The sequence below is a fragment of the Dyella sp. 2HG41-7 genome, from assembly GCF_021390675.1.
Taxonomy (GTDB): domain Bacteria; phylum Pseudomonadota; class Gammaproteobacteria; order Xanthomonadales; family Rhodanobacteraceae; genus Dyella_B.
In genome coordinates this window covers 3,289,860-3,307,899 of the sequence record NZ_JAJEJV010000004.1, presented here as the reverse complement: position 1 = coordinate 3,307,899, position 18,040 = coordinate 3,289,860, and the positions used below count along the sequence as shown (strand labels likewise).

17 protein-coding genes are annotated in these 18,040 nt (G+C 61.2%); 8 read left to right on the top strand and 9 right to left on the bottom strand.

The window, feature by feature from the left end; all coding sequences use genetic code 11:
* Positions 1 to 86: 86 nt before the first annotated feature.
* The 4 genes from L0U79_RS16270 to pyrH all read right to left on the bottom strand — a co-directional run bounded on the left by L0U79_RS16270 (position 87) and on the right by pyrH (position 3,549).
* Complete coding sequence (locus tag L0U79_RS16270) at positions 87 to 908, bottom strand: phosphatidate cytidylyltransferase (protein ID WP_233843289.1); 822 nt, start codon at positions 906 to 908, stop codon at positions 87 to 89.
* Between the two features lie 160 nt (positions 909 to 1,068).
* Positions 1,069 to 1,815 carry a polyprenyl diphosphate synthase gene (uppS, locus tag L0U79_RS16265; protein WP_233843288.1) on the bottom strand — a complete coding sequence of 249 codons (747 nt, stop codon included), beginning with the start codon at positions 1,813 to 1,815 and terminating at the stop codon, positions 1,069 to 1,071.
* 262 nt (positions 1,816 to 2,077) lie between these two features.
* The gene (gene frr, locus L0U79_RS16260) at positions 2,078 to 2,635 is read right to left on the bottom strand and encodes a ribosome recycling factor (RefSeq protein ID WP_233843287.1); all 558 of its coding nucleotides are present in this window, start codon (positions 2,633 to 2,635) and stop codon (positions 2,078 to 2,080) included.
* A 191-nt stretch (positions 2,636 to 2,826) separates the two neighbouring features.
* Positions 2,827 to 3,549, bottom strand: coding sequence for a UMP kinase (gene pyrH / locus L0U79_RS16255; protein WP_233843286.1), 723 nt, complete (start codon positions 3,547 to 3,549; stop codon positions 2,827 to 2,829).
* Between the two features lie 221 nt (positions 3,550 to 3,770).
* On the opposite strand from pyrH, the gene L0U79_RS16250 reads away from it, so the two are divergent.
* Positions 3,771 to 4,214: a VOC family protein gene (locus L0U79_RS16250; protein ID WP_233843285.1), complete on the top strand. Its 444-nt coding sequence runs from the start codon at positions 3,771 to 3,773 to the stop codon at positions 4,212 to 4,214.
* Between the two features lie 51 nt (positions 4,215 to 4,265).
* Here L0U79_RS16250 and tsf read toward each other — a convergent pair whose 3' ends face one another.
* Positions 4,266 to 5,147 (bottom strand): translation elongation factor Ts, encoded by an 882-nt coding sequence (tsf, locus tag L0U79_RS16245; protein WP_233843284.1) that lies wholly within the window; start codon positions 5,145 to 5,147, stop codon positions 4,266 to 4,268.
* Positions 5,148 to 5,210: 63 nt separating this feature from the next.
* A complete protein-coding gene (gene rpsB, locus L0U79_RS16240; RefSeq protein ID WP_233843283.1) occupies positions 5,211 to 6,104 on the bottom strand; it encodes a 30S ribosomal protein S2 in 894 nt (297 codons plus the stop codon).
* 312 nt (positions 6,105 to 6,416) lie between these two features.
* On the opposite strand from rpsB, the gene map reads away from it, so the two are divergent.
* The 6 genes from map to dapE all read left to right on the top strand — a co-directional run bounded on the left by map (position 6,417) and on the right by dapE (position 12,950).
* The gene (gene map, locus L0U79_RS16235; RefSeq protein WP_233843282.1) at positions 6,417 to 7,181 is read left to right on the top strand and encodes a type I methionyl aminopeptidase; all 765 of its coding nucleotides are present in this window, start codon (positions 6,417 to 6,419) and stop codon (positions 7,179 to 7,181) included.
* 78 nt (positions 7,182 to 7,259) lie between these two features.
* Positions 7,260 to 9,908 carry a [protein-PII] uridylyltransferase gene (gene glnD, locus L0U79_RS16230; RefSeq protein WP_233843281.1) on the top strand — a complete coding sequence of 883 codons (2,649 nt, stop codon included), beginning with the start codon at positions 7,260 to 7,262 and terminating at the stop codon, positions 9,906 to 9,908.
* Between the two features lie 100 nt (positions 9,909 to 10,008).
* Complete coding sequence (locus L0U79_RS16225) at positions 10,009 to 10,512, top strand: PepSY domain-containing protein (RefSeq protein WP_233843280.1); 504 nt, start codon at positions 10,009 to 10,011, stop codon at positions 10,510 to 10,512.
* Positions 10,513 to 10,592: 80 nt separating this feature from the next.
* The gene (gene dapD, locus L0U79_RS16220) at positions 10,593 to 11,420 is read left to right on the top strand and encodes a 2,3,4,5-tetrahydropyridine-2,6-dicarboxylate N-succinyltransferase (protein ID WP_233843279.1); all 828 of its coding nucleotides are present in this window, start codon (positions 10,593 to 10,595) and stop codon (positions 11,418 to 11,420) included.
* Positions 11,421 to 11,422: 2 nt separating this feature from the next.
* On the top strand, positions 11,423 to 11,788 hold the full coding sequence (locus L0U79_RS16215; protein WP_233843278.1) for a Spx/MgsR family RNA polymerase-binding regulatory protein: 366 nt from the start codon (positions 11,423 to 11,425) through the stop codon (positions 11,786 to 11,788).
* A gap of 1 nt (position 11,789) precedes the next feature.
* Complete coding sequence (gene dapE / locus L0U79_RS16210) at positions 11,790 to 12,950, top strand: succinyl-diaminopimelate desuccinylase (protein ID WP_233843277.1); 1,161 nt, start codon at positions 11,790 to 11,792, stop codon at positions 12,948 to 12,950.
* Positions 12,951 to 12,986: 36 nt separating this feature from the next.
* Here the strand turns inward: dapE and L0U79_RS16205 are convergent, their stop codons facing one another.
* Both L0U79_RS16205 and L0U79_RS16200 read right to left on the bottom strand, forming a co-directional pair.
* Positions 12,987 to 15,401: a penicillin acylase family protein gene (locus L0U79_RS16205; protein ID WP_233843276.1), complete on the bottom strand. Its 2,415-nt coding sequence runs from the start codon at positions 15,399 to 15,401 to the stop codon at positions 12,987 to 12,989.
* Positions 15,398 to 16,150 carry a phosphodiester glycosidase family protein gene (locus L0U79_RS16200; RefSeq protein ID WP_233843930.1) on the bottom strand — a complete coding sequence of 251 codons (753 nt, stop codon included), beginning with the start codon at positions 16,148 to 16,150 and terminating at the stop codon, positions 15,398 to 15,400. Before L0U79_RS16200 ends, L0U79_RS16205 begins: the two co-directional genes overlap by 4 nt.
* Positions 16,151 to 16,294: 144 nt before the next feature.
* Between L0U79_RS16200 and L0U79_RS16195 the strand changes: the two genes are divergently transcribed.
* Positions 16,295 to 16,783, top strand: a complete 489-nt coding sequence (locus tag L0U79_RS16195) for an 8-oxo-dGTP diphosphatase (protein WP_233843275.1) — start codon at positions 16,295 to 16,297, stop codon at positions 16,781 to 16,783.
* Positions 16,784 to 16,823: 40 nt separating this feature from the next.
* On the opposite strand, the gene L0U79_RS16190 is transcribed toward L0U79_RS16195, so the two are convergent.
* Positions 16,824 to 18,038, bottom strand: a complete 1,215-nt coding sequence (locus L0U79_RS16190) for a beta-ketoacyl-[acyl-carrier-protein] synthase family protein (protein WP_233843274.1) — start codon at positions 18,036 to 18,038, stop codon at positions 16,824 to 16,826.
* Between the last annotated feature and the right edge of the window lie 2 nt (positions 18,039 to 18,040).

Here is an 18,040-nt window from a genome sequence, read left to right as displayed (position 1 = left end):
GCCTGATGCCGCTCGCACGGGGTCTGATTATCGACCACAGTCCGGGTTGTCAGTTCCGTAGTCGCGAAACGAAGCGCGAGGGCGTCTCAGAGGCCCAGCAGCAGCTTTCCGAGCGCAAAGACCGGCAGGGCGGCAAACACGCTGTCCAGGCGGTCCAGCAGGCCGCCATGGCCCGGAAAGAGCGCGCCGGAATCCTTTACGTTCGCGTGGCGCTTCATCAGGCTTTCCAACAGGTCGCCGACGATGGAGCTGGCGACGGTCACCACGGTGACGACGATCAGCCCCGCAAGGCGCAGATCGCGCACGCCGAGCAACCAACCGGCTACGGCCGCCACGGCCGCGCTGGTGGCGAAGGCGCCGTAAACGCCCGCCCAGGTTTTGCCAGGACTGATCTGCGGCGCCAATTTGCGTTTGCCGAAAAAGCGACCGGAGAAAAAGGCGCCGGTATCGGCCGCCCACACCAGCAGCATGGCCAGAAACGTCCAGACATGGCCGTGCGGTTCGCTGCCGTGGATGTTGATTCCCGCCACCCAGGCAGGAAAAACCACGAATGCGCCGGCCAACAGCTTCAGATTGCGGTTTTCCGGCGTAGGAGCAGCGGCGAAGGCGAAATTGCGCAGCCACAAACAGGCAAGCAGCCACCAGGCGACGCCTACGGCAATCACGGTGGGCCAAAGCCACGCGGCGGTGCGAAACCACCAAAGCGCGATAAACACGATCAGCGCGACACCGAGCATGGCGCCGCGAATGCTGCGATTGGCGATGCCGGCCAGCCTCGTCCATTCCCACGTCGCCGCAAGAAACGCCACGGACAGCAGACATGCGAACACGCTCGTCGGCGTCAACAAGATCAGCAGGATCGCCAAGGGAGCCAAAATCAGGGCGGTAAGAACACGCTGTCGCAACATGGGTGTTCCTAGTGCCTGGTTACGTGGGCGATACGATCGCGGTGGTTTGGATGCCGAGCGAAGTCTTCATTCTGTCGCATTTTCGTGCGCACGACTTGCTGGCTTCTTGCTCCGCGAGCAAAAAGATCGGTTGAGGGTTTTGCGGTGATCGCAGCCAGCTTCAACGTACCGCTGCCTGGGTGACTTGCTCACCCGTACGGCCAAAGCGGCGTTCGCGACGTGCAAAGTCGTCGATGGCGAGTTGCAGCGCGGCTTGATTGAAGTCGGGCCACAACGTTTCGGTGAAGTAGAGCTCGGCGTAGGCAAGCTGCCACAGAAGGAAATTGCTGATGCGATGATCGCCGCCGGTGCGGATGAAAAGATCCAGCGGCGGCAGCTCGGACAAGCTGGTCTCGCGGTCGAAGGCCGCTTCGTCGATGGCATCGGCCGACAATTCGCCGTTGGCGACGGCCTGGGCAATTTTGCGCGCCGCTTCCACGATATCCCAGCGTCCGCCGTAGTTCACCGCCACGTTCATCTGCAGCTTGGTGTTGTCGGCGGTGCGGTGCATGGCGTCGATCATGCGTTTTTGCAGCGCTTTGTCGAAGGCACTCAAATCGCCGATGAAGCGCAGCCGCACGCCGTTTTCATGCAGCTCGTCGACTTCTTTGTCCAACGCGCGCATGAACAATTCCAGCAATGCGCCGACTTCATCTGCGGGACGCTGCCAGTTTTCGCTCGAGAACGCGAACAACGTAAGCGCTTCCACACCTTGACGCAGGCAACCTTCGACCACTTCGCGCACGGCTTTGCGACCCGCGTTATGGCCGAAGCTGCGCGGGCGATGGCGTGCCTTCGCCCAGCGGCCGTTGCCGTCCATCACGATGCCGATATGGCGTGGTGCGTAGTTGTGCGTGGTCGTGGTCATCAATGGAGATTAACGGTAGCGATGGCACCTGCCTCAGTGGGACACATGCTAAGAGAGTGTTTGTCAGCGAAAGGCCATTTGCCGGCGCCATCCTGCCCATTTGAAGCGAGAACTGGGGCGGAAGCCGGGCCGGCGCGGCAAATCGTTCCGTTGTCCCCATCGGGACAGTGGATATGCGAGCTGGCCCCCTTCACCCCTCGTGCCTCTCCGTCAAATTTGGTGGACGGCGCAATCTTAGGTCTCGCCCGCTTACCGGACGGCCTTACATGGCCATCAATTCTTCTTCCTTCGCCTTCGCAAGGTGATCGACTTCTTTGACGAATTTGTCGGTGATCTTCTGGATGTCTTCGTCGGCGCGGCGTTCTTCGTCTTCGGTGATCTTCTTCTCTTTGAGAAGATCTTTGACGTGCTGCAACGCATCGCGGCGCACGTTGCGGATGGCGATTTTCGCATTCTCGCCTTCGTGCGAAACGTGCTTGGCCAGTTCGCGGCGGCGCTCTTCGGTGAGCGGCGGCATGTTCAGACGGATGACCGTGCCGGCGGTAGTCGGCGTGATGCCCAGATCGGAGGCCAGCAAGGCCTTCTCGATCGGGGCGACCATGGTCTTTTCGAACGGAGTGATGATGATGGAGCGTCCATCGGCCAACGAGATCGAAGCCACCTGGTTCAACGGCATATCGGAGCCGTAGTAGGGGACTTTGATGCCGTCCACCAGCGTGGTGCTGGCGCGACCGGTGCGCAGGCGGGACAAGTCGTGCTTGAGGGCATCGATGCTCTTGCCCATGCGGGTTTGGGCATCGTGTTTGATGTCGTTGAGCATGTGAAATCACCCGTTGGCGTGCAAGCCGGCAAGTATAGCAGGGGGTCCAAGGGCTGGATCAGGCGCGGCCCTGGGGCGTTAAGGAGTTCGGCGGTTAGGTCATTTCTAAAATTGACTAGGCCGCTCGGCGAGGCTCTGAAGCGACGAGACGGAAGGCGTATCGCTCGCCTTCGCGTCCATGGAGGCGTCGATCAGCCGGCGTCGACCAGCGTGCCTACCGGTTCGCCGTGCATGATGCGCATCAGGTTACCGGGCACCGTCATGTCATAAATGCGTAACGGCATGCGATGGTCGCGACACAGGGCGATGGCGGCGGTATCCATCACGGCCAGCTTGCGTTCGATCACCTGATCGTAGGTGAGTCGATCGTAGCGCTTGGCGTCGTGATGCTTGGCCGGGTCGGCGTCGTAGACGCCATCGACCTTTGTCGCTTTAAGCAGGAGATCGGCGCTTACTTCGATGGCGCGCAAAGCGGCGGCCGAATCGGTGGTGAAGAACGGATTGCCGGTGCCCGCCGCGAACAGCGCGATACGGCCTTTTTCGATATGGCGGATCGCGCGACGGCGGATAAAGTCTTCCGCGACGTCGTGGATTTGGATAGCGCTCATCACGCGCGCGAAGCCGCCGCGTTTTTCGATGGAATCTTGCATCGCCAGCGCATTCATCACGGTGGCCAACATGCCCATGTGATCGCCGGTGACGCGATCCATGCCCGACGCGGCCAAGCCTGCGCCGCGGAAGATGTTGCCGCCGCCGATCACCACGCCGATCTCCAGGCCGGCCTTTTGCACTTCGATGATTTCATCGGCCAAGCGACCGATCACTTTGGGGTCGATGCCGTAATCGGCTTCGCCCATCAAGGCTTCGCCGGAGAGTTTGAGCAAGATGCGTCGATACTTTACCTGGTCGCTCATGAGGTCTCCGGATGGATGAACGGATTTTAGGAAAACGATGGTACAGATCGTTTTCGAATCGCCGATAAAGCGAAAGTGCGCGATTTGCGTGCGGTGCTCGGGCTTGCGCCCGATGGATACCTCAAGCAAAACGACCGCATTGTAGCGGAGGTCGCCGCAGACGTCAGCGCGCCATGCGCCATGTTTTATGCTTCACACCGTAGTCACAAGCGGAGCAAGTCATGCAGCACACCATCGCCGCCATCGCATTGCTAGTGCGTGACTACGACGAGGCCATCGCGTTCTACACCGATTGCCTGGATTTCGAGTTGATCGAAGATACACCGATGGGTGGCGGCAAACGCTGGGTGTTGGTGGCGCCGCCGGGTGCGCGCGAAACGCAATTGCTGCTCGCTCAAGCGAGCACATCCGAGCAAGACCTTTGCGTGGGAGAGCAGGCAGGCGGGCGGGTTTTCCTGTTTCTGCACGTCGACGATTTCTATGCGCGCTATGCGGCCATGCGTTCGAAAGGCGTGCGTTTTCTCGAAACGCCCCGCGAAGAGCCGTACGGCACCGTGGCGGTTTTTGAAGATCTGTATGGCAACAAATGGGATTTGCTGCAGCCGCGCACGCAGCCGGCATCCAATACCGTGCCGTTCGATCGCGCGGCGAAGAAAAAGGGATAAAAAAAGGCCGCGGTTGCCCGCGGCCTTTTTCATGCAAGCGATGACGATGGCTTACGCCAGGCCGGCCTGCTTCATCACTTCGGCGGCGAAATCTTCTTCCACCTTTTCGATGCCTTCACCCACGGCCAGACGCACCACGGAGATCACATCGGCGCCTTCCTTCTTCAGGGTGTCGGCGACGGTGACGTTGGTGTCGAGCACGTAGGCCTGACCGAGCAGGGTGACCTCGGAGATGATCTTGGCGACTTTGCCGCCGACGATCTTTTCCAGGATCTCGGCCGGCTTGGCCTTTTCCTTCTCGGACATCTGGCTCAGCGCGATTTCCTTTTCCTTGGCCAGGAACTCGGCCGGAACGTCATCGGCGCGCACATAGGCCGGATTCATCGCCGCCACGTGCATCGCGATGCCCTTGGCGAGTTCTTCCGAGCCGCCCTTCAGAGCCACCAGCACGCCGATACGGCCGCCGTGGATGTAAGTGGCGATGATGCCGTTGTTGGCCACGTGCGCCATGCGGCGAACTTGGATGTTTTCGCCGATGGTGGCGATCAACGACTTGGAAGCCTCTTCGACCGTGCCGCCGCCCGGGTAGGCGGCCGCTTTCAGCGCGTCGATGTCCTTCGCGCCGGACGTCAGCGCGATGTTGGCGACGTTGTCGCTGAACTTCACGAAGTCGGGGTTCTTGGTGACGAAGTCGGTTTCGCAGTTCACTTCGACCAGCACGGCGTTGCCGTTGTTCTGGGCGGCGACGATGCGACCTTCGGCGGCGATGCGGCCAGCCTTTTTGTCGGCCTTGGCCAGACCCGACTTACGTAGCCATTCCATCGCGGCTTCGATGTCGCCGTTGTTTTCGACCAGCGCTTTCTTGCATTCCATCATGCCGGCGCCGGAGCGCTCGCGGAGGTCTTTGACCAGTTGGGCGGAAATATTGCTCATGGAATCCTCGAGAAACTTGGAGGCGTCGAGACAGCCTTGCGGATGCCTCGACGCGTTTAAGACTTAGTCGGCGTCGGCGGAATCTTGTGCACGACCACCGCGACCACCGCGACCGCCGCGGCGATCGTCACGGTCGCCACCGCGCGGCGCACCCTTCTTGGCCGGCGCATTGCGGCGCGGAGCTGCGGCGCGACGGTCTTCGTCCTTGGCGACCGGGTTGCCTTCTTCGTCCAGTTCGACGAATTCGTTGGCGTCACCCTGGGCGGCGGCCGGAGCGGCAGCCTTGCCTTCGAGGATCGAATCGGCCGCGGCGCGGGCGTACAGCTGGATGGCGCGGATGGCGTCGTCGTTGCCCGGGATGGCGTAATCGACCAGTTCCGGGTTGTAGTTGGTGTCGACCACGGCGATCACCGGAATGCCGAGCTTCTTGGCTTCCTGCACGGCGATGTTTTCATGGCCGATATCGACCACGAACAGCGCGTCGGGCAGACGGTTCATGTTCTTGATGCCGCCCAGCGAGTTTTCCAGCTTCTCGCGTTCGCGACGACGGGCCAGCACTTCGTGCTTGACCAACTTGTCGAAGCTACCGTCGGTCTCGGCCGCTTCCAGCTCCTTCAGGCGAGCAACCGACTGCTTCACCGTGCGGAAGTTGGTGAGCATGCCGCCGAGCCAGCGGGCGGTGACGAAGGGCATGCCGGCGCGGGTGGCTTCTTCAGCCAGCGCTTCGCGAGCGGAACGCTTGGTGCCCACGAACAGCACGGTGCCGCGCTTCTGCGCCAGACCCGACAGGAAGTTCATCGCGTCAGTGAACAGCGGCAGCGTCTTTTCGAGGTTGATGATGTGGATTTTGCCGCGGGCGCCAAAGATGTACGGTGCCATCTTCGGGTTCCAGTAGCGGGTCTGGTGACCGAAATGCACGCCAGCTTCCAACATCTGGCGCATGGTGACTTGAGCCATGGTGATACTCCTGCAGTGGACCTTTTTTGAGTGGTCCGGGGGGTTGGGACCTCCGCGTATCCCCGGCTTCGACCGTAGCGCCCATTGGCTAGAGAGAGGGCGGCTACAGCACCCCGAAGACGGTGCCGATACGTGTGTGGCATTGGTTGGGCTTGTACCGCAGCACGGTTACAATCCCGCTTCGATTTGCGCCGCGCGGGCCATCTGATGGCTGGAAGCGGTCTGCAAAACCCGGAAATTGTAGCCGGGATCACCGCTTAACGGCAAGTTGCTGGTTTTTGGGAACTTTGCCGCCATATAACAACGGAATTTATGGCCATTACCCTCAAAACCGCCCAAGACCTTGAAGGCATGCGCGAAGCCGGCCGCCTGGCCGCCGAAGTGCTGGCCATGCTCAAGGAGCACGTGAAGCCGGGCGTCACCACCGAGGACCTGGATCGGCTGGCGTACGAGCATATCGTCAACGTACAGAAGGCTGTGCCTGCCAACGTGGGGTATCACGGGTTCCCCAAGACCTTATGCACCTCGGTCAATCACGTCATCTGCCACGGCATCCCCAGCCCTAGCAAGGTGCTGAAGGACGGCGACATCATCAATCTGGACGTCACCGTCATCAAAGACGGCTGGCACGGCGACACCAGCCGCATGTATTTCGTCGGCACGCCGGCCGTGCTGGCCAAGCGCCTGGTCGATACCACCTACGACGCGATGATGCGCGGGATTCAGGCCGTGCGCCCTGGCGCCACGCTGGGCGACGTGGGGCATGCGATTCAGAAGCATGCCGAAGCCGCGGGTTTTTCCGTGGTGCGCGAGTACTGCGGTCACGGTATCGGCAAGGTCTATCACGACGAGCCGCAAGTTCTGCACTACGGCAAGCCGGGAACCGGCGTCGTGTTGCAGAAGGGCATGACGTTTACGGTCGAGCCGATGATCAACGCCGGCAAACCGCAAACCAAGCAGTTGCCGGATGGCTGGACGGTGGTGACCAAAGATCACTCGCTGTCGGCGCAATGGGAGCACACCATTGCCGTGACGGACGATGGTTTTGAGATTCTCACAGTCTGGCCGGATGCGTGATTTGCATATTCGTCATTTCGGCCTACGCCGGAATGACGATATGACAAGCCATTCGATTGCGGATATCCATCCATTCCCATGACGCCGTCCGCCGTTACCCTCCCACCTTTACCGCGCCTGCCGATCGCCGTACCGCGCTCGGGCGTTTCCACCGAAGCGCGCATCGCGCTACGCCAACTGCTGGGCGATCTCGATCGCAGCATCGCCACCGCGTTCCGCGATGGCGCCAACGGGACAGATTTGGCGCGCAGACGCAGCGATTCCGTCACGCGCATCGTGGCGCATGTGTGGTTCGCGTGCCTGGGCGAGGTCAACGATGCGGCGCTATTCGCCATCGGCGGATTTGGACGCGGCTTGCTGTTTCCCTATTCGGATATCGATTTGCTCGCGCTCGTGCAGCATGCCGATGCATCGCGTTTGCGCGCGCTCGAACAATGTTTCGCCACGCTGTGGGATATCGGCCTCAAAGTTGGCCACGCCGTGCGCGATCCGGCGCAGTGCCGCACGCTGGCCGCATCGGATGCGAGCGTGTTTACCAGTCTGCTGGATGCGCGGCGCCTCGCGGGCGATTCGTCGCTCGATGCGAGCCTTCGCGTCATCGTCGACGCGCCGGATATGTGGCCGCCGCGCGCCTATCTTCAAGCGCGTTTGGCCGAGCGCGACGCGCGTCACGCGCGTTTCGACGACACCGCGTACAACCTCGAGCCCAATCTGAAAGATGGCCCGGGCGGCATGCGCACGCTCGACTCGTTGCGCTGGATCGGCATGCGCTTGGCGCACGCGCCGGATTTTCCCGACATGGTGACCGAAGGGCTGCTCGATCCGGCCGAATGCGACACCTTGTTGCAAGCGGAGGCGACGTTGCGTCGTTATCGCTTCGCCTTGCATCTGGAAGCAGGACGCGCGGAAGAACGATTGTTGTTCGATTATCAGCGTGCCATGGCGTCGCGACTCGGATTCGAAGACGAGCACGAAAAAAATCTCGGCGTCGAACAGTTCATGCAAGGCTATTACCGCGCCGCCAGCCAAATCGAACGACTGGGCATGCAAATCGCCGAACGTTTCGAAGAAATGCTCGAGCCGCCGAGCGATGCGAAATCGGTAGGCGCCGATTTCGTTCGCTACGGCGCGCGCATGGCGATCAACGATCCGAATCTGTTTACACGTCGTCCCGCTGCGCTCGTCGATATTTTTATGGCGCGGCTCGACGAAAAAGGCGTGATCGGATTTACCGCCGACACCATGCGTCGCATCCATCAAGCCACCGCGACGATGGGTACGCAGCTTGCGGACGATCCGCACGTGCTCGCTTCGTTTCTGCGATTGCTGCGACGTGGCGCACCCGCGGTGGACGCGTTGTGGCGCATGAATCGGCACGGTTTGCTCGCTGCGATTCTGCCAGCGTTCGGCAAAGTTTTCGGCCGCATGCAATACGACCTGTTCCACGTCTACACCGTGGACGAACATACTTTGCGCGTGCTGCGCAATGTCGCGCGTTTCGACGATCCGGCCACGCAAGCGGAATTTCCGCTCGGCTGCGAAGTCTGGTCGAGCTTGCCCAAGCCCGAAGTGCTGCTGTTGGCGGCGCTGTTTCACGACATCGCCAAAGGTCGCGGCGGCGATCATTCCGTGCTGGGCGAAGAAGACGCGCGCGCATTCGGCAAAAAATTGAAGTTGCCGGAGGACGACATCGAGCGCATCGCGTGGCTGGTGCGCTGGCATCTGTTGATGAGCACCACGGCGCAGAGGCAAGACATCACCGATCCCGATGTCGTGCATCGATTCGCGGAACTTGTCGGCGGCCGAGAGCGTTTGGGTCAGCTTTACCTGCTCACCATCTCCGACATCATCGGCACCAGCCCGCGTTTGTGGAATGCATGGAAAGATCGCCTGCTGGCCGATCTGTACACAGCCACACGCTACGCCTTGCGCCGCGATGCCAAGCCATCGCCCGGCGCCGCCACACGTGCGCAAACCTGTCGCGAAGAAGCGATGACCATGCTGATCGCCGAAGGCCATGAACCGCAGGCGGTCGCGCAGGTTTGGGATACGTTCCCGATGGTGAGTTTCCTGCGTCATCGCCCCGAACAAGTGGCGTGGCAAACCTCCGAAATCTTGCGCGGGGACGGCAAGCTGCCGCTGATCGCCGTCAATCCGCTATCGGTGCGCGGCAGCACCGAGTTGTTTGTCTATGCGCCGGATCGCGACGGTCTTTTTGCGAATGTCACCGCAATGCTCGATCGCCTGCATTTTTCGGTGATGGAAGCACGCGTGCTCAGCTCGCCGGATGGCAAGGCGATGGACACCTTCCTGCTGCTGGAAGCCGATACGCAAAAACCTGCGGGCGCGGAGCGCGCGGAAGAGCTTCAGCAGCGCTTGCATCGCGCACTGTCGCAATCCGCGCCCATCATGCCGCCACGGCGCAGCATATCGCGGCATCTGAAGCATTTTCAGATGACACCGCGGATCGACTTCAAGCAATCCAGCGGCCGCACGCAAATGGCCCTGGTTTGCAGCGATCGTCCAGGTCTGCTCGCGGCCGTGACGCAGGTGTTAATGGCCTGCGAGGTGCGCGTGCACGATGCCCGCATCGCGACCTTCGGCGAGCGCGTGGAAGACTTCTTCCAACTTACCGACCGCCGCAATGCGCCTTTGAGCGAGACACAGCAACAGCGTTTGTGGCAGGCTTTGGTCGAGCGGATCGGACCACAGAGCTTAACTGCATAGCTCGCAGGGGATGATTTCCCGCGGGGTCGCGTCGGCGACCTTTCATCGGCAATCCCTTTCTCTTTTTTTTGGCTTATCGCGCCAAGAAGGCTATGCAACCATGTCCGCGTCTCACACCTTCCTCAAAGTTTCTCGACAGATTCATTTGTACGTCGGCGTTTTCATCGCGCCCGCTTTATTGTTTTTCGCGCTGACCGGCGGCCTGCAGGTTTTTGGACTGCATGAATCGTCGCGCGGCAGCGACTACAAGCCGCCCGCGTGGTTGGCGATGGCGGCGCAAGTACACAAAAAGCAGACGACCGTTATGCCGATGCGTAAGCCGCGTCCGGCGGAGGGTGACAACCACGCGCCCGCGGCGAACAACGCGGCGCCCGCGCAGATCGCGAATCCCGTGGCATCGCAGCCCAACAAACCGGATGAATCACCGATGCCTTCGCGACATCCGCTGCCTTTGAAGATCTTCTTCGGCTTCGTCTCGTTCGGACTGTTCGTGTCCACGCTGATCGGCATCTACATGGCCTATCGCTTCTCGCGCAAACGCCGTTTGATCACTCTGACGCTGGTGGTGGGTGCCGTGCTGCCTATCGTACTTGCGCTAATTTGAAATCGATCTGACATCTTTCCACATCATCGCAAGGCAAGAGGTTGTAATCTTCACCGTCGATCCGAACGCGAGTCATCCCCATGCAGTCCATCGAAGCCCTTATCAACGACGCCTTTGAGCGCCGCAACGACATCAGCCAGAGCGAAATCGAAACCCATCTGCGCCCGGCGCTGAGCCAGGTGATGGAGCTGCTGGAGTCGGGCGAGCAACGTGTCGCCGCGCCGGATGGAAAAGGCGGCTGGGTGGTCAATCAGTGGCTGAAGAAGGCGGTGCTGCTGTATTTCCGTATCAACGGCAATCGCGTGGTAGACGGCGGCCCCGCCATGGCGTTCGACAAAGTGCCCTTGCGTTTCGCGCACGGCAACGACGTGGAGCTGGAGACGCTCGGCGCGCGCGTGGTGCCCGGCGCGCTGGTGCGTCGCGGCGCGCATATCGCCAAAGATGCGGTGCTCATGCCCAGCTACGTGAACATCGGCGCGTACGTCGGTGCAGGCACCATGGTCGATACTTGGGCGACGGTCGGCTCGTGCGCGCAAATCGGCGCAGGCGTGCATCTTTCCGGTGGCGTTGGCATCGGCGGCGTGTTGGAACCGCTGCAGGCCAATCCCACCATCATCGAAGACAACTGCTTTATCGGCGCGCGTTCGGAAGTGGTCGAAGGCGTGGTGGTGGAGCGGGGCAGCGTGATCGGCATGGGCGTGTTTCTCGGCCAATCCACGCGCATTTACAACCGCGCCACCGGCGAAGTCAGCTATGGACGCGTGCCGGCCGGCAGCGTAGTCGTCGCTGGCAATCTGCCGGCGAAAGACGGCAGTCACAGCTTGTACGCGGCGATTATCGTCAAACAGGTGGACGAGAAAACGCGTAGCAAGACGGGCATCAACGAGCTTTTGCGCAGCGGCGAGTAATCATGACCGACAACGCGATCACCCTCTACGGTTTACCCAACTGCGATACGTGCAGAAAGGCGCGCAACTGGTTGGGCCGTTTCGACGTGGCGCACGAATTTGTCGACTACCGCGCCAATCCGGTGCCGTCGGCGACGTTGAAAGCGTGGGCGCAGGAACTCGGCGGGTGGGACAAGCTGGTCAATAAATCGAGCACGACGTGGCGCAATTTGTTGCCTCAACGCAAGAACCCCGGCACCGATCCGGAGTGGACGTTGCTGTTGAAGGAACACCCGGCGCTAATTCGTCGGCCGGTGGTCGTGCAAGCAACGGGCGCGGTGAGCGTGGGCTTCACCGACAATGGTTTCAAGAAACTGTTCGGTCGCTGATATGTCCGATGTATTCGATTTGACCGTTGATCTCATCAGTCGCCGCTCCATCACGCCGGAAGACGCGGGTTGTTTGCCCGTCATCGGCGCACGGCTCGCGCGTCTCGGTTTTCGCATCGAGCATCTTCGCTATGGTGACGTCGACAATTTCTGGGCGACGCATGGTGCGAACAACGAGCCGGGGCAGGGGCCGCTGTTGATTTTTCTTGGGCACACCGATGTAGTGCCTAGCGGGCCGGAAGAGAGCTGGACCAGCCCGCCGTTCGAGCCGGACGTGCGCGATGGCCGTCTATACGGCCGTGGCGCGGCGGATATGAAGGGCTCGGTCGCGGCGATGGCGGTGGCGGTGGAGCGTTTCGTTACGACGCATCCCGATCATCCTGGCCGCGTCGGCTTGCTGCTCACCAGCGACGAAGAAGGCCCCACCAATCTCGATGGGGTGCGGCGCATCGCGGCTTATCTCCGCGAAATCGGTGAGCACATCGACTGGTGCGTCGTTGGCGAGCCCTCGTCCAAGGAAAAACTTGGCGATTTGATTCGCGTTGGACGGCGCGGCTCGTTGTCGGGAACGCTGACGGTACGAGGCGTGCAGGGGCACGTGGCGTATCCGGAGAAGGCGCTCAATCCTATTCATGCATTCGCGCCGGCCTTGACCGAACTGGCGGCCGAGCGCTGGGATACCGGCAACGACGATTTTCCGCCCACGTCGTTTCAGGTTTCCAATCTCAATGCCGGTACCGGCGCGACCAATGTCATTCCCGGTTCGCTCACGGCGCTGATCAATTTCCGTTACAGCACCGCCAGCACGGCAATGGATTTGCGCCAGCGCGCAGAAGCCATTCTCGCCAAGCACGGCTTGGATTACAGCGTCGAGTGGAATCTTTCCGGCGAACCGTTTTTGTCGCCCTCGGGCGGTCGCTTGCGCGACACGGTGGTGGCGGTGTGTCGTGAGTTGTGCGGCACCGAGCCAGAACAAAGCACCGGCGGCGGTACATCCGACGGCCGATTTATCGCGCCGATGGGGGCTGAAGTGGTGGAGCTCGGGCCGGTGAACGCCACGATCCACAAAGTTGACGAATGCATCGACGTGGCGGAGCTAGAACGACTGCCGGATCTGTATCTGACGATCTGCGAACGAATGTTGCTGCGAAATCTTTGCTAATCGATTTCCTCTTTCTTGGGAGAGGGAATCGAACAGCTATTGCGCAGACGGCTCAAGCACCAACGTATGTCGGTCGCTTCCCGGCATCAAACGCGTCGGGCGACCCAACACCCAATCCTCGTGACCGGCGCCGTAGAACGGCGAAAGCGGGTTATCGCTCTGACCGCCGGGCATTTCCAGAATGCCTTCGTCTTCGTGACCGGGCGAAACATCGAAACGTTCTGACGCGCCGAATCCCGGCGAGGCAACGCGCGGCATATTGTGATCGCCTGGCAAACCCACATTCGGCATATCGAGCCATCGCCCGACAAACGAAGGGAACGCGCGCGACAGCGGATGGCGAATATCGGCGCGATTGAGTTCGCCCCACGTGCGTGCGGCCAAGCCGCCTGGTTCTTTGCTCAGTTTGTTGGCGACGTTGTGCGCCGCTTGCAACAACAATGCAGACCAATCGTGAAACGCCGGATCCAGCAAGTTTGCAGGTTGTTGCTGGATCATCATCCAGACGGCGGCTTCCTGATTGGACGGTCCCGGCCAGGCGAAGTCGGCAAAACGTTGTTGAACTTGCGCCGCGTACGGCGCCAGCACCAGCTTGTGCACTTCTTCGCGGAAGTCGTGCACGAGGCGATAGTCCACGCTATCCGGTTCGGCAACGCCGCGCCACGCGGCGGTGAGCTGACGCATTTGAACGAGCGATGGATCGTGCGTATCGGCAAGCGTTGTCTGCAACAAATGCTGCCAGCGCGTGAGAAACGCAGCGTGATCGTCGAGTTGAATGTCGAGCAGATTGGCGGGACCGAAATCGGCGCGGCCATGCAAATCGTCGCGAATTTGTTGCGCGCGCGCGCCGATATCGTGTCCGCCGTCGCCAAGCAATGCCAGGTCGTCGCTGCCGACGGTGCGGTTGTTGGCGGTCCACAAGCGTCCGTCCGTGGGATCTTCGATGCGCGGGTATTGCGAGGCGGCGGCCCAACCGGTCCAGCCGGTGTTGGGTTGCGACCAATCGGCCGGCAGCGTCGGATCGAAACCGGCGCGTAGCGGAACGCTGTTGCCCGCGATGCTCCAGCCGATGTGACCGGTGCTGTCGGCGACGAGGAGATTCTGCGGAGGCATGCCGAGCGTGGGGCCCAGATCCAACGCGGCAGATACGCTGCCGGCTTTCTCCAATTGCATCAATGCGACGTTATAGGCGCGCGGCTGATCGGCGATCCATGCAAGCGCAAGCGGCGTGCCGTCGGTGTCCACCGCGATGATCGGCCCCCAGCGCGTATCTTCGACGTGCAGCGTATGCGGCGCTGCGCCTTTGACGCCGATGATTTCGTCATGCTGTTCGATCGCTGCCCAACCTTCCGGCACTTTGTATTTGTTGGCGTCGTGCGGATCGCGTTGGACGCGTACCCAATCCATCCAATCGCCGTAGCTGTTGGTGAAACCCCACGCGATTTGCCCGTTCGATCCCACGACCATTGCAGGCGTGCCGGGCAAGGTCACGCCGACGACATCGCGCATACCTTTCGGCGCCGTGGCATCGGGATAGCGCAAGCGCGCGCGGAACCAGATATCCGGCACGCGCAGACTTAAATGCATGTCGTTGGCGAGAATCGCCGCGCCCGTGCGCGAAACGTTTCCAGCCACCGCGAAACTGTTGCTGCCTGGATACGGTTGATCTATCGACGACTTCGCGATCGCTGCGACTTTTGCGCCAGCGCTAGGCGCTTGAACATGATGAAGATCGTAGACATCCGCCGTCGGCACGACCGGCGAGGGCGACACATTGCCCTTCAGCGGCGCTTCCCAGTTCGGATCCGGTGAGATCAGAAAATTCACCAGCGATTTGGGCAAGACCGCCTGCAACTGCGCAATGTGCAGTTCGCGTTCGTTGCGTCCATCGTCGTTGAGATCCAGATACATCGCGGCGATCACCAGCATGGTGTCTTCCGAGCGCCACGGTTCCGGTTTGGCACGCAGCAGCAAGTATTCCCAGGGATTCTTGCGTTGACTGGACAAGCCCGCATTGACGCCGTCGCGATACAGATCGAGCGTATGTTTTTGGTCTGGCGAGAGCGCCGCATAAGCCGCTTCGGCAACCGCGCGCAAACGGTGGCGACGGTGACCGATGTCCGTGCTTAGTGCGTCAGGGCCGACCAGTTCGGACAGTTCGCCAGCCGCATCGCGACGCATCAAATCCATCGGGAAGAAACGCTCTTGCCCGTGTACGTAGCCGAGCGCGTACGTCACATCGTCGCGCGATTGGCCGGTTATGGTCGCCGTGCCCAAGGCGTCGCGTGTAATCGTCACCGAATGGGATACGCCGGCTACGCGCTGCGTGCCGTCCAATCTCGCTAAGCTGCCGGAGAGCATCCACCAGCCCGTGGCGCACAAGCCGATGGCCGCGATCAGCAGCAGCATAAAGAGGGCACGGAACCAACGGAAACCTGTTTTCATCGTCATTGATCGGTGAACACCGCAAAGATGCCCGCGTAGGGCTTGACCATGAAGGTAGGAGCGCCGGTGTAGCCGGTGCCGTCGATATAGAACTGCGAAATGGTGCCGTCCAGATACAGCGCGTCGCGGCAACCGAGTTTGTCACGGAACAATTGCGCGAACGTGTGAAAGTTGACCGGCGAATCGCTCACCACAAACACGGCCTGATAGGGCGAATGCGCGCAAACGCCGCTGCGCCATTTGGTGCTGCTGGAATCGTGCACGAATTGACTGTTGATCTGCCCGTCGATTACCAGCATCGGGCCCGATTGCGTCGCCCAATCCACGGCTTTGCCGTCGGTCTTGAACGCCGCACTGGTCCGCACGGCGGCGTGGCCATCCGCATACACGGCGAAAACGCCATTGGGTTGAATCGAAAAATTGCCGGCGGCGGGATTGCCATGGAACAAGTTCAGCGGCACCAGCGTCTTGCCGTTTTCTACATACAGCCCGAGCGGCGCATCCGATTGGCTGTAGATGCCGGCATTGGCGGCGAACATCAGGCGCTTGCCGTTGGCGGCGCCCCATTCGCGCAACGACTGGATATCGCCGAAGGGTTCGCCGGAGTCGGGGTTCTTCCAATGCAGGCTCAAGGATTCGCGATGAAGGTCCAGGCTCACTACGGTGAAATCCTGTCCCTGGAAAGTCACCTGACGACTTTCCATCGGCTGGATTTGGGTATCGCAGCCGGCCAGCCAAAACAGCGCGCCCGCCATGGCGAGAAGGCGAGGCAGCGGGCTGCGGCGAAGCCATGACATGAAGATGGACGAGCGCATTGATGGATGGTCGCCGCCCTGCCGTGATGGATGCAAGAGCACCCACGTCTTAAACTTCAGTTTTGATATCGGAAAGGCATCTCCGTGCCATACACTCCCATCGTTGCCACGCTCGGCTACGTGCTCTCGCCCGATCGACGCAAGGTGTTGATGATCCACCGCAATGCGCGGCAAGACGATCAGCACCTAGGCAAGTACAACGGCCTAGGCGGCAAGATGGAGCCCGGCGAAGACATCGCCGCATGCATGCAGCGCGAGATTCGCGAAGAAGCGGGCATCGAATGCGTGTCGATGCATTTGCGTGGCACGCTCAATTGGCCGGGCTTCGGCAAGCAGGGCGAAGACTGGCTGGGCTTTATCTTCGTCATCGACAGTTTCACGGGCGAGCCTTATACGCAAAATCCGGAAGGCACGTTGGAGTGGGTGGATGTCGATCGCATCATGGAGCTACCGATGTGGGAAGGCGACCGGCATTTTCTGCCGCTGGTCTTCGACGGCGATCCGCGGCCGTTCCACGGCGTGATGCCGTACAAGGACGGCCGCATGCAGTCGTGGTCGTTTACGCGGCTTTGAGCGGCAGGCGCAGGAACTGGCGATGTCGAACGACTGCGCGTCAGGACATCTGACGCACAGCCACCACGGCGTTGAGTCCGCCGAACGCAAACGAATTGCTCAGCGCCGCGCGCACGTTCATCGCACGCGCTTCGTGCGGCACGTAGTCAAGATCGCAGGTCGGATCCGGGCCGAGATAATTGATGGTGGGTGGCACGATGCCATGTCGTATCGCGCCGATCACCGCAATCATTTCCAGTGCACCGGCGGCGCCCAACGCGTGCCCATGCATGGGTTTTGTGGACGTGACGGCCAGCTTCGCGGCGTATGCCTCGAACACGTTTCGAATGGCGCGCGTTTCGGTGGTGTCGTTCGCCGGCGTACCGGTGCCGTGTGCGTTGATGTAGTCGATATCGGTGGTTTGCAGACCGGCATCTTGCAACGCAATGCGCATCGCTGCCGCCGCGCCGATGTCGGAGGGTGCGGCGATATCGCCCGCATCCGCGCTCATGCCGACACCCGCCAACTCCGCCAGAATCGTCGCGCCTCGCGCTTGTGCGCTTTCCAGCGTTTCGATCACAAACATCGCCGAGCCTTCGCCCAGCACGAGGCCGCGACGATTGGCGCTGAACGGGCGACACGTATCGGGTGCTAGCACGCGCATGGCGTCCCACGCGCGAAGCACACCGAGCGTCACGCAGGCTTCCGAACCGCCAACGACGGCGGCGTCTACCAGGCCTGCGCGCACCATCAGCGCCGCTTGCGCAAACGCGTGATTGGACGATGCGCAAGCACTCGACACAGTAAAGGTGGGGCCGGTAATGCCGTGCGCCATGCTGATCTGGCTGGCCGGCGCATTGCTCATGATGCGCACGATGCCCAGCGGATGGAAACGCGTCGCGTTTTCCACGTAAAGTCGCTGATAAAGCCCTTCGCGCGTTTCTTCGCCGGCAGCGCCCACGCCGACGACAACCGCCGTGCGCGATGACCGCTCGCCGCGAACATCCAGACCCGATTGCTTGATCGCTTCGCCAGCCGCCACCAGCGCGTATTGGCTAAGTGGATCGAGAAACGGCAGACGCGACTCTTCGATGTACGCCAGCGGCTCGAAATCGCTGATCTCGGCCGCAATGACGTCGTTGCGGATACGCGTGCGATCGATATGACGCACCGGACCAATGCCGCTGCGGCCTTCGGTCATGGCTTGCCAGATGTCGGTGGCGTTGTGGCCGAGCGCGCAAATGCCGCCCATGCCGGTAATGACGATACGACGCATCT

Coding starts and splice junctions, on each gene's coding strand:
- L0U79_RS16270 (WP_233843289.1), bottom strand. CDS start 908: ATGTTGCGACAGCGTGTTCTTACCGCCCTGATTTTGGCTCCCTTGGCG.
- uppS (WP_233843288.1), bottom strand. CDS start 1,815: ATGACCACGACCACGCACAACTACGCACCACGCCATATCGGCATCGTG.
- frr (WP_233843287.1), bottom strand. CDS start 2,635: ATGCTCAACGACATCAAACACGATGCCCAAACCCGCATGGGCAAGAGC.
- pyrH (WP_233843286.1), bottom strand. CDS start 3,549: ATGAGCGACCAGGTAAAGTATCGACGCATCTTGCTCAAACTCTCCGGC.
- L0U79_RS16250 (WP_233843285.1), top strand. CDS start 3,771: ATGCAGCACACCATCGCCGCCATCGCATTGCTAGTGCGTGACTACGAC.
- tsf (WP_233843284.1), bottom strand. CDS start 5,147: ATGAGCAATATTTCCGCCCAACTGGTCAAAGACCTCCGCGAGCGCTCC.
- rpsB (WP_233843283.1), bottom strand. CDS start 6,104: ATGGCTCAAGTCACCATGCGCCAGATGTTGGAAGCTGGCGTGCATTTC.
- map (WP_233843282.1), top strand. CDS start 6,417: ATGGCCATTACCCTCAAAACCGCCCAAGACCTTGAAGGCATGCGCGAA.
- glnD (WP_233843281.1), top strand. CDS start 7,260: ATGACGCCGTCCGCCGTTACCCTCCCACCTTTACCGCGCCTGCCGATC.
- L0U79_RS16225 (WP_233843280.1), top strand. CDS start 10,009: ATGTCCGCGTCTCACACCTTCCTCAAAGTTTCTCGACAGATTCATTTG.
- dapD (WP_233843279.1), top strand. CDS start 10,593: ATGCAGTCCATCGAAGCCCTTATCAACGACGCCTTTGAGCGCCGCAAC.
- L0U79_RS16215 (WP_233843278.1), top strand. CDS start 11,423: ATGACCGACAACGCGATCACCCTCTACGGTTTACCCAACTGCGATACG.
- dapE (WP_233843277.1), top strand. CDS start 11,790: ATGTCCGATGTATTCGATTTGACCGTTGATCTCATCAGTCGCCGCTCC.
- L0U79_RS16205 (WP_233843276.1), bottom strand. CDS start 15,401: ATGACGATGAAAACAGGTTTCCGTTGGTTCCGTGCCCTCTTTATGCTG.
- L0U79_RS16200 (WP_233843930.1), bottom strand. CDS start 16,150: ATGGCGGGCGCGCTGTTTTGGCTGGCCGGCTGCGATACCCAAATCCAG.
- L0U79_RS16190 (WP_233843274.1), bottom strand. CDS start 18,038: ATGCGTCGTATCGTCATTACCGGCATGGGCGGCATTTGCGCGCTCGGC.